Genomic DNA, 14603 nt, shown 5'->3' with positions numbered 1-14603 from the left:
TTTTACCTTGAAATGCCAATAACGTTGATGAGAATTCTACCTGATTATATTAAAAAGGCGCCCCGGCGCCTAATACCAGCTACGCCCGGAGTGCCTTTATAGATTAATCTATTCCAAGTTCTCACCATTCGAGGCAATGACTTTTTGGTACCAGCCAAAGCTCTTTTTCTTATACCGATTCAATGTGCCTTGTCCGTTGTCATCCTGATCCACGTAGATCACGCCATAACGTTTGGACATTTCCGAAGTGGATGCACTGATGATATCAATCGCTCCCCAGTTGGTATATCCCATCAGGTCCACTCCGTCCATAACGGCTTCTTTCATTTGTGTAATATGTTTTCTCAGATAATCAATCCGGTAATCATCGTTGATGGAACCGTCTGCTTCAACGGTATCTTTGGCACCAAGGCCGTTCTCTACCACAAACAATGGCAATTGATAACGGTCATACAGCTCTTTCAGTGCAACGCGCAGACCGATCGGATCAAGCTGCCAGCCCCATTCCGTACGCTCCAGGTTCGGGTTCTTGATCGTACTGTACAGGTTGCCTCCAGTTACTCCATATTCCTCTGGGTTCACTGCAGACACCAAGGATGTGTAATAACTGAACGAGATGAAATCAACCGTATGCTCACGCAGGATCTGCTCGTCCCCCGGTTCCATGGCAATGGTAATTTCGTTCTCTGCCCAGTACCGAGCCATAAACGTTGGATAACTACCACGAACTTGTACATCCGTATGCAGCAGGTTCAGCTGGTTATCGATCTGTGCTTGTAGCACATCCTCTGGCTTCGACGTCGCTGGGTAGTGAATCATGCGTGCAAGCATACATCCGATCTGGAAGTTCGGGTTAATCTGACGTGCTTTTTCTGTTACCAGGCTGCTGGCTACAAATTGATGATGAAGTGCCTGATAAGAAGCCTGCATCGTGTTTTCAACCCGGTCTTCAATAATACCGCCGCCTGTGAACGGTTCAATAATAGTTGTGTTAATCTCATTAAACGTCAACCAGTATTTAACCTTGTCCTTGTACCGGGTCATCACCGTTTCTGCATATCTTACAAAATGTCCAATCACTTCGCGGCCAGCCCAGCCGTTATATTTGAGGACAAGCGCCATAGGCATCTCATAATGCGAGAGTGTTACAAGTGGTTCAATATCGTATTTACGGAGTTCATCGAACACTTCGTCATAGAAACGCAGTCCCTCTTCATTGGGCTCGGCATCATAACCATTTGGGAAAATACGCGGCCAGTTGATGGACAGACGGAATGTCTTGAAGCCTAGCTCAGCGAACAGCGCAATATCCTCTTTGAAACGGTGGTAAAAATCAATCCCGTAACGCTTCGGATAACCTTCTGCACTGTGATGTGCCATTGCTTTCTCAACCGTTGCACTGGTAACATGCATCAGTTCTCTAAGGTTGGTGTAGTCCTTTTTCTCAAAATAAGGAACCATGTCTGCTGTCGACCATCCTTTGCCGCCAGCGTCGAATCCACCTTCAGCCTGGTTGGCGGCAATAGCGCCGCCCCATAGAAAACCTTCCGGAAACCCTTGTCGATTAATCATTCGTATCTCTCCTTCTTTAGTTGATATTGTTAGTCCTAAGACGGACAGTTTAAATCTCAGCTTTCAAGACGTCTTCACCCATCGTGATTTCGCCCAATTTCACAGGTAGAACCTGCTTGTAATCAGCCGTATTGGTAACAACCATAGCGGTTGTGATGTCGTATTCTTTTGCAATCTCGGCCAGTTCAAATGTAAGCAACTTGTCTCCAGCCTGTACACGTGCTCCTGTAGCAACATGTGCATCAAAATACTGTCCACGCAACTTCACCGTGTTAATTCCAACATGAATCAACAATTCCATTCCGTTATCACTGCGGACAACGATCGCATGTTTTGTTTTGAACACATTCATGATGGTACCTGTCACTGGAGAAACCAATTCGCCCACCGTTGGAACAAATGCTACACCTTTACCCATCAATTCATCACCAAATGTTGGATCGTTGACTTCTTTGAGCGGGATGGATTTACCTGTCATCGGTGCAACAGCTACTGCATCACTTGTTGGTGTTGGATCGCTCATGTCGTCCACATTTACGGTTGCAGCATCGTTGGAAACAACTTTCGCTGGTGCTGTAGAAGCACCCGGTGAGAATTGAGCTAACGCCTCTGCGTCTCCTTCTTCTTCCTTGATACCAAATATCGTAGACATGATTGCACCTACGATAAAGGCCAAAATCATACCCCCAAAGGAATACCAGAAGGTTTGTCCGATCAGGGAAGGAAGTCCTGGCAGACCACCGTTACCCGCAAGTACATACGCTTTCGCGCCAAAAGCAAGGGCGAATCCGCCACCCACTGCACTACCAATCATCGCTGCGGCAAATGGTTTTTTATACTTCATGTTAACCCCGTACATGGCTGGCTCCGTTACACCCATGAGTGCGGTGAAGCTCGTTGACAATGCCACGGTTTTGAGTTTTTTATCTTTTGCCCGGAAGAATACGCCGAGTGTTGCACCAGCCTGACCCATATTGGAGATAAAGGTTAATGGCAAGAATTTATCAAAGCCCAGTGTAGCGATATTACTCAGGATGATCGGCACAAGTGCATAGTGCATTCCTGTCATAATAATGAGCGCCATCGCGCCGCCAAGAACAATACCTGCAATCAATCCGCCTTCATTCAGCAGCCAGTTGATGCCACCAGACAATCCACTACCTACAAATGTACCCAATGGGCCGATCGCAATCAGCGTTACCGGAACCATAACAAGTAAGGTAATCAGCGGCACAAGCAGCAGCTTGAGTGCAGCAGGGATAACGCGGTCAACCCATTTCTCAACATAGGACATCAACCATACTGCAAGAAGAATCGGGATAACCGATGAAGCATAACTTACTGCTGTAACCGGGATTCCCAAAAATCCAACCGATTCACCGCTAGATAACAATGCTGTCATGTCTGGATACATGAGTGCCGTACCTAGTGCAATCGCAACAAACGGGTTACTGCCGAATTTACGAGCAGTGCTGACTGCAATCAGTAAAGGTAGGTAGTGGAATACGCCGTCACCAATGGCTGAAAGAATACGGTACGTATCCGTTCCAGCAGACATCCAACCTACAGACACGAATAGTGCAAGTAATCCCTTGAGCATACCTGCCGCAGTAATCGCTGGAAGCATCGGCGCAAAGACACCTGCAATTGTTTCGAAAATTTTCAGCACGACATTTTGTTTTTTATCCGACTTTGGCTCTTTCTTTTCTGTAGTTTGCTGGATTGCTGGATTTTCCTTCACCATGGCATCGAATACTTTTGCCACATCATTACCGATAATGACCTGGAATTGATCGCCGGAAATGTTAGTTCCCATGACCTTATCCAGTTTCTTGAGTGAGCCGTTATCAACTTTCTCGTTGTCTTTCAGATCAAAGCGCAAACGTGTGACGCAGTGATAAACTGAGTTAATATTGTTTGTTCCCCCAACGGCTTTAATGATTTCCTGCGCCGTATCCTGATGTTTCATGATGTTTTCCTCCTCATTTTTCCAATAAAAAATACCCGAACGAATCTAGCGCATATTGATGGCGCCATCTCATTCGGGTATTGCCTGATTGAACAGTAACAAGCCCATAGGATATCCAGTTGTAATTTGATTCTATTGCGTGGACTTTTCGTCCCGCTTGGTTTTCATCAAACGTTCCAGATGGAGCGTTAGATATAACTGCTCAGAGTGAGTCATGTCATACTGATAGTTCTTATGGATAAAAGTCTCGATCTTGCCAATACATTTGAATGTCTCCGGATAGTTTTTCCGAACCACTTCATATAAATACTCCTCGGCATCATCATGTGAAGAATGGGTAATGACACGCTGACAGAAATATTTCAAATGGGTAATGAAGCGGAAATAGTTGACGCTATCTTCATCCAATTCGACGTTGAAGTGATATTTGATGATATTCATAATCTCCTGCAACAGCTGCATCAGATGAGTGACATCGTTCATGGAATCATTGACTTCCGCATTGATGAAATGCAAAGCAATATTACAGATTTCATCTTTGGGGAACTCAATATCCAGTCTTTCCTTCAGCAAGGTCAGTGCTTCTCTGGCCACATCGTACTCCGCCTTATAGAAGTGCTGAACTTCCCAGGAAAGTGGATTACGAGTAATCATTCCTTTTTCCAAGCGTTGAACGGCAAAGTGAATGTGATCAGATAGCGAGACATAGATCCCGTCACTGATGGTTTTGTTCAGTTGCGTTCGCGCCAGTGTCACAATATCATCTGTTGCCTGCAGAATCTCAATAGGCACTTCAGCTACGATGGATTTAAATTTCTCATAGATCGATGTATCCTGAAGACGAAAAACCTTCTCAATCCGCTCTTCATCAATCTCATCGCCTGCTTTGAACTTAAATCCGATACCCCGGCCGAGGATCAGTAGTTCCTGATTTTTGTCATCCACGGTACTGACAATATTGTTATTAAATATCTGTTTAATAATCATTATGGACCCACCTGGTTTTTTTTGAGGAATAAAAAAGGGCAAAACCAAAACAGAAATAATAAAATCATTTCCATAGTGGTTTTGCCCGCATTACCGGTAACAAGCCTCGGATATAATTTATCATAACCTGAAAACGGTGTCAACCCAAAAATACTACCGCTCTATTCCACTTTTTTAGATCATATGAAACATTTACCTTTTATGTTATTTTGAAATGAGATATAACCTTTGATATTTAATGATATGACCCAAACTAATCAGGAGGATTCACTTTGAAAAAAATCACTTCGTTTACCGCCGTCATTGCTGCCATCTCGCTATTGTTATCAGCGCCGCCCACCTTGGCCGCAAAATCCAATGAACTCTCGTTAATAGAGAATTACATGTCCGCTGACCAGCTGGATCGGAAGACACAAAAACTTTTGAATGATGAAATAGTTAAACTCGTGGGGAAACAGAACATTCAATTCATCAAAATAGACACATCATTTGATCCGTGGGTCATTAACGGAACTATAGATGGAACTGGATTCGCAGATTTCACACAAAGATACGATCCTGATACAAATCATGTCGCGTCCACCCTTATCATGTATGATACCGCTGATCTCAATAAAGTCATGGATAATGCGCTGCGCCTGAAGCTTGATGCCTTCTTAAAAACATTTGAGGATGAAGATATCTTCATTAAAAGTGGTTTTTGGCGTTTCAAAGCCAATGATCAGGACCATGGACATTTACTCCAAAACTACTGGGTAATCTTTGGACCAAGTCAACAACTTTACATCGATGTGGACAAAGGAAATCAAATGTCGGCAATTCTGCAATATAAAATTGATGATTCCTATGCCTGGATGACAAACATAGCACGAAATTCACTCAAAACACTTGGAATACCCTCAGTAAAAGCTTTTGATTACACCTTATTTACCGTAGAAGGAAAAGATATGTTATGGCAGTATAGGGATGACGACAATCTAAATTACGTACATATCGGCAGCAAGACCGGAAAGGTATGGAAAGTCACCAACGAATTAGGTATCAACTGGAAAAATGATGTTGATTTCAAAAAGTCTTTTGCCAAGCCCAAGCTCAGCAAAAACAAAGCACTATCTATCGCTGTACCTACAGTCAGATCTATATTTGGTATTGAGCTAAAAGGTTATTCCGTTCGTATCCAAGAGAACGAGTACACCTTCACGAAAAAAGGAGCCACAACGCTTATCGGTAAAATCAATACAAAAGGCGCATTTTATTCGTTTGAAGCCATTCCTTCAAAAGGGGTAAGAAACTAACTTACATAATAAGAAACAGGCGGCTTGAAGCGCCGATTTAAAATTGCATAAGAAATACTCCGCTTTATGACGACAGTAGATTTAATCTTGTCATCATAAAAGCGGAGCCGGTATCATCAATCTACGCTTGACGTGCTTATTAGGCAGCCCTTCTTTCGAAGGGCCTTTCATCATTGCTGGAACGTCACATTAATCTGTACAATCTCCGAACGACTGCTAGTACGAATTGGTGGTCCCCAGAAGCCAAATCCTGAGGTTACGATGGAGTGCATAGAGCCCTTTTGCAGATAACCCCAATCGTTCTCATAAATGGCCTGTGTGATGAACTGAGCCGGTGCAATCTGACCACGATGGGTGTGACCAGATACGACCAGATCTACATTATTCTGCTCCGCAATATCCAGATCATACGGCTGGTGATCCATCATAAGTACCGGTTGGTTCAAGTCAGTACCTTGCATTAACGTAGCTACTTCTGCCCGATCCTTCTCTGTTCGGTCTTTCCGACCAATGAGGGTGATCTTGTCATTCAGCACAATCTTGTCATCGTACAAAACTTGCATGTTGCTCTTCTCCAGCGCAGCAATCAGATCTTCAATCGGACCATCGAACTTATCGTGATTCCCGAGTGAAGCATAGACACCGTATGGAGCCTGAATGTCACTGATAATGTCGGCAATTCCGCTATTGCGGTACATATCCAGATTGTCATCAATAATATCTCCAGGATACAGCACCAGATCCGGCTTCAGTGCATTAATTTCCTCCACCATGCGTTTGGCATGTGCAGGGCCAGACAGAAGTCCAAAGTGCATATCGGCAGCCATGACAATGTTGAGCTTGTCTACACCTTCTACTTTTTTATCAATCTGGATATTATATGTTCTCACTACAGGGCTGTAAGCGTTGAAAATTCCGTAACCCATTGTGGACACTAACAGCACCAGCGTAACAACTCCCGCCCATTTCTGTGTGTGATGTCTCGGAATGCGGGTTAATCTCAGCAACCACATCGTGAGGTGGACGACGGGCAGGATCAACAATAACAACGAGAAGATTGCCAGCCAGTAAGAACCGATGATACCTAGAAACGAAATGCTTCCAAATACCCGTGCCAAAATGAAAGAAACGGCAAGGAATACAAGCGCTATAATATAAAACCATCGAAATCTGGCGGACACAACTGGTTTCATCCAACTCCAACCGCTCCAACCTATGTAGAACACTAATAAACCGTATACGACCAAAAACAATATACCTGCTAATACAAACATGCCCGGTCTAACCTCCACGTCAATAAGTTGTATTCTGAATTTTCATCACGGACACAGGTCCGTCTGAACAAGTATAACGTAGTTGAAGGGTCAGATCATCTGTTTGCCAAACTCAGATTCGTACATTTTATTACAATTTGATGATATTCAAATTCGAACCATTAACGAGAAAAAGCATTCCCGTAGCCGCCCTGAATAGCTAAATTCAAGGGCAACTGCAGGAATGCTATATTTTCGGAATTAAAATTACTCGTTTGTGTCCATCCACTGGAAGTGGAATGAACCTTCTTTGTCCACACGTTTGAATGTGTGAGCACCGAAGTAGTCACGTTGTGCTTGCAGCAAGTTTGCTGGCAAACGCTCTGTACGGTAGCTGTCATAGTAAGACAGTGCACTGGAGAAACCAGGTACTGGAATACCTTGTTTTACAGCAGCCGCTATAACTTCACGCCATGCGCCTTGATAAGACTCAACGATGTTTTGGAAGTAAGGATCAAGCAGCAGGTTTTTGAGTTCTGCATCTTTGTCATATGCTTCTTTAATGTTTTGCAAGAACTGCGAACGAATGATGCAGCCGCCACGGAAGATCATGGCAATGTTGCCGTATTTCAGATCCCAGCCGTATTCATCGGAAGCTGCACGCATTTGTGCAAATCCTTGTGCATAGGATACGATTTTACTTGCAAACAATGCTTTACGCACGTTCTCGATGAACGCTTTTTTGTCGCCAGAGAATGCTTCAGTTGCTGGTCCACTCAGGATTTTGCTAGCTGCTACACGCTCGTCCTTCATGGCAGACAGGAAACGGGAGAATACGGATTCCGTAATCATGGACAAGGGAACGCCGAGATCCAGCGCACTTTGGCTTGTCCATTTACCTGTTCCTTTTTGTCCAGCCGCGTCCAGAATAACGTCAACCATTGGTTTGCCTGTTTCTGGATCGTATTTGGAGAAAATATCTGCCGTGATTTCGATCAGGTAGCTGTCCAGCTCCCCTTGATTCCACTCGGTGAAGATCTCATGCAGCTCTTCAACGGAAACGTTCAATACGGATTTGAGCAAGTGATAAGCTTCACCAATCAACTGCATATCTCCGTACTCGATACCGTTATGCACCATTTTCACATAGTGTCCGGCACCGTCTGGTCCGATATATGTGCTGCAAGCGTCATCGCCAACTTTGGCAGAGATCGCTGTAAGGATCGGTTCTACCAACTGATAAGCACTTTCCTGACCGCCTGGCATGATTGCCGGGCCTTTCAGTGCGCCTTCTTCACCACCGGATACACCTGCTCCGATGAAGCGGAAACCTTTTTCTTCCAGTTCTTTACTGCGACGTTGTGTGTCAGGGAAGTAAGCATTACCTCCATCAATGATGATGTCGCCCTCATCCAGGTGAGGAAGCAGTTGCTCGATCGTTGCATCTGTTGCTTTACCTGCTTGCACCATGATCAGAATTTTACGCGGAGACTCCAGGGATTCCACGAATTCTTCAATAGTGAACGCACCTGTCAGGTTTTTACCTTCGGCTTCTTTCAGAAGATCGTTCGTTTTCTCCGGGGAACGGTTAAATACCGATACCGAGAAACCTTTGCTTTCAATATTCAAAGCCAGGTTTTTACCCATTACTGCCAATCCAATAACACCAATCTGTTGTTTACTCATTATGTCCTCCCAATACTCCATTATTTATATAGTAAGTTGAAACGAATGAATGGTTATAGATTATTGTACTGTTTTTTTCCAGTCCGCTGCAAATTTGTCCATACCTTGATCTGTCAGCGGGTGTTTGGAGATCTGTTCAATGACGGAGAATGGAACAGTAGCAATATGTGCTCCAGCCATCGCTACACGTGTAACGTGATCCGGATGTCTTACAGAAGCCGCAATAATCTGTGCATCCAGGTTATGTGTACGGAACAATTCAGCAATTTTGGTAACCAATTGTACGCCATCCTCGGAGATATCATCAAGACGTCCCAGGAATGGGGATACATATGTCGCACCAGCACGAGCAGCCAGGAGCGCCTGGTTCACAGTGAAGATCAACGTTACGTTGGTTTTCACGCCTTTTTTGGTCAAGTAACGGCAAGCTTCAAGTCCTGCAAGTGTCATTGGCAATTTGATCGTAATGTTTTTGTCACTGTTGTTAATTTTGATCAATTCGTCTGCTTGCGCGATCATTTCTTCAGCAGTAAGGGCATCTGGTGTCACTTCCGCAGAAACGGACTCCACTTGAGGTACCAAACGCAAGATTTCTTCAATACGATCTTCGAATTTCACGCCCTCTTTGGCTACCAAAGATGGGTTTGTTGTTACGCCAGATAATACGCCGATTTTGTATGCTTTTTGGATATCTTCCACGTTAGCTGTATCGATAAAAAATTTCATGATTAAATTACCTCCAGATATATTTTTTATTTTGGTTTAGAGATTCGCATTAACCGCCAAGGGTATGCTATTTGTAACTACAGACTCCTGATCCGCCGGCTCATCAAACCACCAGTGGTGACCTTCTTCTTCAAGCATAACATCTGATTCAACCGGTCCATAGCTACCCGCAGGATACAGGTGAAGTGGCAACAGATTTTCCTGGAATGCATCCAGAATTGGCTGCACCCATGCCCATGACAATTCTACTTCATCCCAGTGGGCAAAGAAGGTTGGATCACCCAGCAAAGCATCACGAATCAGATTCTCATAAGCTTCCGCAAGGTCACCTTTGTCCGGAGAAAGATCAATATGAACCGGTTTGAATTCACCTTTATTCTCAGGATCACTTGCATTCAGTTGCAATGTCATGCTCTGATCCGGACTCATCTCAATGACAAGCAGGTTTGGCTTGGAACCCTTATTTTTCAGCACATTTGTCTGTCCTGAAGGTTCTTTGAATTCAATCACGATACGTGTTGATTTCTCCTTCATTCTTTTACCCGTGCGAATGTAAAACGGAACACCACGCCAGAAGAAATCATCAATTTGCAATTTGGCAGCAATGAATGTGTCATTCATCGTATTCTCGGCTACACCCGGTTCAGCAGTATACGCATTTACCGGTTTACCTTGAATGTTGCCTTCTGCATACTGTCCACGGATGATGTTTGCGCCCACAGTTTGTTTTTGTAACGGCTGGATCGATTCCATAATGTGTTTTTTCTTCAATCCAACTTTTTCGGAAGTACTGTTGTATGGAAGCTGAATCGCCATCATCATGAGCAATTGCAACATATGATTCTGGAACATGTCTCGCACTGCACCAACATGATCATAATAGGATGCACGTTCTTCGACACCTACAGTCTCATTCGCCGTAATTTGCACATTGGAGATGTAACGGTTGTTCCATAACGCCTTCATGATTGGGTTACTCTGATGCAACGTCTCCAGACGCTGTACCATCGGTTTGCCCAAATAGTGGTCAATCCGATAAATCTCTTCCTCCGTGAACGATTCGCTTAATTTGCGATTAAGGTCTCTGGCGGACTGTAGATCGTGACCAAATGGCTTCTCGATAACGAGGCGTTTCCATCCCTCTGTGGAACCCAGTCCACTTTCTTGAATGTTCTCGGCAATCGGTTCGAAAAATTCCGGACCAACCGAGAGATAAAACAAGCGATTGGACGGAATGCCAAGTTCAGCTTCTCTTTGTTCAACTAATCCCAACAGCTTTATATAATCTTCCTTATGGCTTATATTCAATACACTGTAGCGGAAAGCTTTCACAAATGACTTCACAACTTCAGGATCAGCTTGGCGTCTGGAAAATTCATTTAATGATTTTTCCACTTGTGCCTGAAAGAATTCATCAGACCAATCTCTACGCCCCAGACCAATCAATGAGAAGGTTTCAGGAAGCTTCTGCTCAAGATATAAGTTATATAAGGCAGGATATATTTTTCTTTTGGCTAAATCGCCAGTTGCACCAAATAAAACAATGGTAGTTGGTTCCATCTTACCGTTCTCCTTCCAAGTAACTCTGGTTTCTTTGTTGTAGTTACACTATAATACGTTTTATAGCCATACAAGTAATTAATATATTTCACAGGAGCTATAGACCACATCTATGACTACAAATTACGAACTATATAAAGTCTTTTATTGGGCCGCCAAAACGGGAAGTTTGACACAGGCTGCGAAAGCACTGTATATCACTCAACCCAGCGTCAGTCATGCCATTAAGCAATTGGAAGAGAGCTTTGGTCTTACCTTGTTTTATCGAAATTCCAAGGGTGTAGCGCTGACACAGGAAGGTGCCAGTCTATACTCCTATATTGAACAATCCCAGATTCTGATCTCACTTGCAGAAGAAAAAATGGCCGCACTGAAGAATCTCGACAATGGTGAATTGAGAATTGGTGGCAGTGACTCCCTGTTCAAGCATTACATGCTGGCGTATCTAGAGGAATTTCACACCTTGTACCCTAATATCAAGCTACATCTGAGTCATGGAACTACGCCGGAAGTCATCACCTTTCTGAAAGAAGGCAAGATTGATCTTGGTGTTGTTCGGATGCCCATTGTTGATCCACAGCTAGAAGTCAGGGAAAGTATTCAGTTGAAGGACTGTTTTGTAGCTGGGGAACGTTATGCTCAGTTGAAGGGTAAAATCATGACACTTGAGATGCTTCTGGAGCATCAACTGATCCTCTTCTCCCGGAACAGCCGTGTTCGGATGGCTATAACTGAGTTGTTTAACAGCTATAATTACACGTTAAAACCTGAGATTGAGGTTGGTAGTGTTGATCTGTTGATTGAGTTTGCGCGTCGAGGACTGGGTATTTCCTATGTCACACGTGAATTTATCTCCAAAGAGCTGGAGGAAGGCTCTCTCTTCGAAATTCAGCTTGATGTCCCGCTCCCCCCTTCCCATGTGGGGATTATGACCAAACGCAATATGCCGATCTCTCTGGCAGCCAACCGGTTTATGGATCTCATTTTCAAATCCTGAGTGGTCACAATGTCAAAAGGTACAACAAATAGCCCCACCGTCCAGTTATGGATGATGAGGCTTTTTGGCCTTCATAAAAATTTGTGTTTATCTAACGATTAAACACTCACCAGATAGGACGCGTCCAATATAAGGGCAACCTTACCATTACCGAGGATCGTTGCTCCAGATAGATGGTTCATCGCTCCCAGATACGTACCAAGTGTCTTAATAACGACTTCCTGATTTCCTATAATCTCATCTACTGCGTAAGCTGCAATTTTATCAACGGAACGCACGATCACCAGTGGAATGGTCTTGGATTTGCGGTCTGTTCGTGGATAGTTGAGCCTGTCACACAGTCGGTGAAAAGGTACAATTCGTCCATGATTCAGGATCGCTTGTTGCCCCTGGATCATCTGAATATCTTCAGGTGAAATTCGAACAATCTCAGCAACATTATACATCGGCAAGATCAGCACACGACCCGATACTTTGACTAACAGACCTTTAATAATCGCCAGTGTGAGCGGTAGACGAATCGTAAACGTGGTACCCACACCAACCTCCGTATCAATATCAATGATGCCGTTGAGTCGCCCGATCTGACTACGCACGATGTCCATTCCAACACCGCGTCCTGATACTTCACTGACAGAAGAGGCCGTCGAGAAGCCAGGTTCAAATATGAGGTGGACAGCTTCCTGTGTTGTTAGGCGTGCAGCCTGTTCCTCACTAATGATGCCCTTGCCCAAGGCAGAAGCTTTAATCTTCTCACCATCGATACCTTTGCCATCATCCGAATAACGAATGACAACATGATTTTCTTCATGAAACGAAGTTAATGTAATACGTCCTTTGGACGGCTTACCGTTCTCCGCCCGAACCTCTGCACTTTCAATGCCATGATCTGCACTGTTGCGGATGAGATGGATCAGCGGGTCACTCAGTTCTTCAATAATCATCCGGTCAAGCTCAGTCTCTCCACCTTGAATAACCAGTTCCAGATCCTTACCCAGCTTCTGTGATAGGTCACGAACCAATCTCGGGAAGCGACTGAATAGTTGATCAATGGGTAACATCCGTGTCTTCATTACACCTTCTTGGAGTTCCTTGATTACCCTGCCCATATGATCGGATACACCACTAATACTCCGGATGAGTGTTGAAGACTCCTTACGCGCACCCGATCCACTCAGATCTGCAAGGGATGTCTGATCAATTAACAGTTCACCGACCAAATTCATCAAATGGTCCAGACGTTCAACACTCACACGAACTGTAGGTTGAGCAGCTTTCACTTTCTCATCCGGCCCAGTTGTATTTACGGTAGGCAAGCTTTGTTTCGTTTGCTCTGTTTCAGAGATTAATTCAAGTGGTGCAGAAGTCGCTGCAACCTCATTGGATTCCAGCAGATATGGATCAATCTCCAGCATATGAATATCCGAGTCTGAAGACAGCTCTGCCTTAAGCTGCTGTTGGTCATTCGACGTTGCTACGATGATGATGAACTGACCATAATGATCATCTTCATTCTGCGCGCCCGGTTGACTCTCCATGAGCGAAGTAGCGACAACCGTACCACAGATGTCCTCAATGCGTTGTCGTAAAATATGATATCTGGCCGCTTTCATCATGCACTTCTGCTCCAGCACAACATGAATGGACAATAACTGCTTCCCTGACACAATAGCTACCTGTGCCATAATCGATTCTGCTGGTTGCAATTGAGGTATTATAAGTTTTCCGACTACTGCCGGAGTCTGAATTAAATCCTTTATTTCTCTTACTACTGCTCGAAAATCTGCATAGGCTTCCCCACGGATGTACTGATCACGAAGTACCTTCATGGCGTCCAAAGAGCGGAACAACGTATCAATTAGCTCCGAAGTCATCTCCGGTTTTTTCTCCCGGACCCATTCAAGAGCATACTCCACTTCATGCGTGAGGTCGCTTAATTCACGGAAATCCATTGTGGATGCCGATCCCTTGATGGTATGGGCTGCCCGAAACAGCGTCTGAACCAGTTCTACAGATGGCGAAAGCTCCAATGCCAATAAAGACTGATCCATACGTTCCAGTTGATCATTCAGTTCTTCGATAAAGATGTCACGGTAGGCAGACAAATCCATCATTCGTATATACCTCCCTAACCGCCCAATATTTCGTCCAGTTTCAAAATGCCCACAAGCTTGTCTTCCTGTTGACCCACACCATGGAATAAACCTTCACGGTTACGACCATATCCGCCGGTTGGCGGATGAATTTCGGAATATGTGGTTACCTTGTTCACGCGATCCACGATCAAGCCAATATATTCTTCCTGATGTCGAACTACGATAATACGCGTTGCTCTGGTGTCCGGTTCATCCGGCATACCCAGCAGGTTCCGCAGACTCATCACACATACAACCTTGCCACGCAGATTAACTACCCCTTTGATCTCTGGGCGGCTGAATGGGATATCTGTAATGCTGAGCATTTTAATAATTTCGTGAATTTCTTCGATTCGAATGGCGCAAGTCTCTGCACCTACAGACAGTTCAATATATTGTTCCTTCTGAAGTGAAGACATCAAT

Annotated in this window: 11 protein-coding genes; 2 read left to right on the top strand and 9 right to left on the bottom strand. The window is 44.3% G+C overall.

Annotated elements, in window-relative coordinates; translation table 11 throughout:
- Window positions 1–108: 108 nt before the first annotated feature.
- The 3 genes from MKY28_RS07975 to licT all read right to left on the bottom strand — a co-directional run bounded on the left by MKY28_RS07975 (window position 109) and on the right by licT (window position 4528).
- On the bottom strand, window positions 109–1572 hold the full coding sequence (locus MKY28_RS07975) for a glycoside hydrolase family 1 protein (RefSeq protein WP_076328481.1): 1464 nt from the start codon (window positions 1570–1572) through the stop codon (window positions 109–111).
- Between the two features lie 49 nt (window positions 1573–1621).
- Complete coding sequence (locus MKY28_RS07970; protein ID WP_340935535.1) at window positions 1622–3541, bottom strand: beta-glucoside-specific PTS transporter subunit IIABC; 1920 nt, start codon at window positions 3539–3541, stop codon at window positions 1622–1624.
- A gap of 132 nt (window positions 3542–3673) precedes the next feature.
- Window positions 3674–4528, bottom strand: a complete 855-nt coding sequence (gene licT / locus MKY28_RS07965) for a BglG family transcription antiterminator LicT (protein WP_340935533.1) — start codon at window positions 4526–4528, stop codon at window positions 3674–3676.
- A 272-nt stretch (window positions 4529–4800) separates the two neighbouring features.
- Between licT and MKY28_RS07960 the strand changes: the two genes are divergently transcribed.
- On the top strand, window positions 4801–5823 hold the full coding sequence (locus tag MKY28_RS07960) for a hypothetical protein (RefSeq protein WP_340935531.1): 1023 nt from the start codon (window positions 4801–4803) through the stop codon (window positions 5821–5823).
- Between the two features lie 170 nt (window positions 5824–5993).
- Here MKY28_RS07960 and MKY28_RS07955 read toward each other — a convergent pair whose 3' ends face one another.
- From MKY28_RS07955 to zwf, 4 genes are all read right to left on the bottom strand, one after another.
- Window positions 5994–7097, bottom strand: coding sequence for a metallophosphoesterase (locus tag MKY28_RS07955; protein WP_100527321.1), 1104 nt, complete (start codon window positions 7095–7097; stop codon window positions 5994–5996).
- Window positions 7098–7343: 246 nt separating this feature from the next.
- The gene (gene gndA / locus MKY28_RS07950; RefSeq protein WP_340935528.1) at window positions 7344–8762 is read right to left on the bottom strand and encodes an NADP-dependent phosphogluconate dehydrogenase; all 1419 of its coding nucleotides are present in this window, start codon (window positions 8760–8762) and stop codon (window positions 7344–7346) included.
- A gap of 60 nt (window positions 8763–8822) precedes the next feature.
- Window positions 8823–9488: a fructose-6-phosphate aldolase gene (gene fsa / locus MKY28_RS07945; RefSeq protein ID WP_340935526.1), complete on the bottom strand. Its 666-nt coding sequence runs from the start codon at window positions 9486–9488 to the stop codon at window positions 8823–8825.
- A 36-nt stretch (window positions 9489–9524) separates the two neighbouring features.
- Window positions 9525–11048: a glucose-6-phosphate dehydrogenase gene (gene zwf / locus MKY28_RS07940; protein WP_036613459.1), complete on the bottom strand. Its 1524-nt coding sequence runs from the start codon at window positions 11046–11048 to the stop codon at window positions 9525–9527.
- Window positions 11049–11160: 112 nt separating this feature from the next.
- Between zwf and MKY28_RS07935 the strand changes: the two genes are divergently transcribed.
- Window positions 11161–12045: a LysR family transcriptional regulator gene (locus MKY28_RS07935; protein WP_036613457.1), complete on the top strand. Its 885-nt coding sequence runs from the start codon at window positions 11161–11163 to the stop codon at window positions 12043–12045.
- A gap of 98 nt (window positions 12046–12143) precedes the next feature.
- Here the strand turns inward: MKY28_RS07935 and MKY28_RS07930 are convergent, their stop codons facing one another.
- Together MKY28_RS07930 and MKY28_RS07925 are read right to left on the bottom strand one after the other, a co-directional pair.
- Window positions 12144–14159 carry a chemotaxis protein CheA gene (locus tag MKY28_RS07930; protein WP_340935523.1) on the bottom strand — a complete coding sequence of 672 codons (2016 nt, stop codon included), beginning with the start codon at window positions 14157–14159 and terminating at the stop codon, window positions 12144–12146.
- Window positions 14160–14173: 14 nt separating this feature from the next.
- On the bottom strand, window positions 14174–14599 hold the full coding sequence (locus tag MKY28_RS07925) for a chemotaxis protein CheW (protein ID WP_017687852.1): 426 nt from the start codon (window positions 14597–14599) through the stop codon (window positions 14174–14176).
- Window positions 14600–14603: the final 4 nt, after the last annotated feature.

The organism is Paenibacillus sp. FSL R5-0473 (assembly GCF_038004565.1).
Lineage (GTDB): Bacteria > Bacillota > Bacilli > Paenibacillales > Paenibacillaceae > Paenibacillus > Paenibacillus amylolyticus.
Note: the sequence above shows the minus strand (reverse complement) of the source record. Positions and strands in the feature narration are given on the sequence as shown.

Bases quoted from the DNA above. Each gene is read 5' to 3' on its own strand.
- zwf (WP_036613459.1), bottom strand. From the start codon at position 11,048: ATGGAACCAACTACCATTGTTTTATTTGGTGCAACTGGCGATTTAGCC.
- fsa (WP_340935526.1), bottom strand. From the start codon at position 9,488: ATGAAATTTTTTATCGATACAGCTAACGTGGAAGATATCCAAAAAGCA.
- MKY28_RS07970 (WP_340935535.1), bottom strand. From the start codon at position 3,541: ATGAAACATCAGGATACGGCGCAGGAAATCATTAAAGCCGTTGGGGGA.
- licT (WP_340935533.1), bottom strand. From the start codon at position 4,528: ATGATTATTAAACAGATATTTAATAACAATATTGTCAGTACCGTGGAT.
- MKY28_RS07925 (WP_017687852.1), bottom strand. From the start codon at position 14,599: ATGTCTTCACTTCAGAAGGAACAATATATTGAACTGTCTGTAGGTGCA.
- MKY28_RS07955 (WP_100527321.1), bottom strand. From the start codon at position 7,097: ATGTTTGTATTAGCAGGTATATTGTTTTTGGTCGTATACGGTTTATTA.
- MKY28_RS07975 (WP_076328481.1), bottom strand. From the start codon at position 1,572: ATGATTAATCGACAAGGGTTTCCGGAAGGTTTTCTATGGGGCGGCGCT.
- MKY28_RS07935 (WP_036613457.1), top strand. From the start codon at position 11,161: ATGACTACAAATTACGAACTATATAAAGTCTTTTATTGGGCCGCCAAA.
- MKY28_RS07930 (WP_340935523.1), bottom strand. From the start codon at position 14,159: ATGATGGATTTGTCTGCCTACCGTGACATCTTTATCGAAGAACTGAAT.
- gndA (WP_340935528.1), bottom strand. From the start codon at position 8,762: ATGAGTAAACAACAGATTGGTGTTATTGGATTGGCAGTAATGGGTAAA.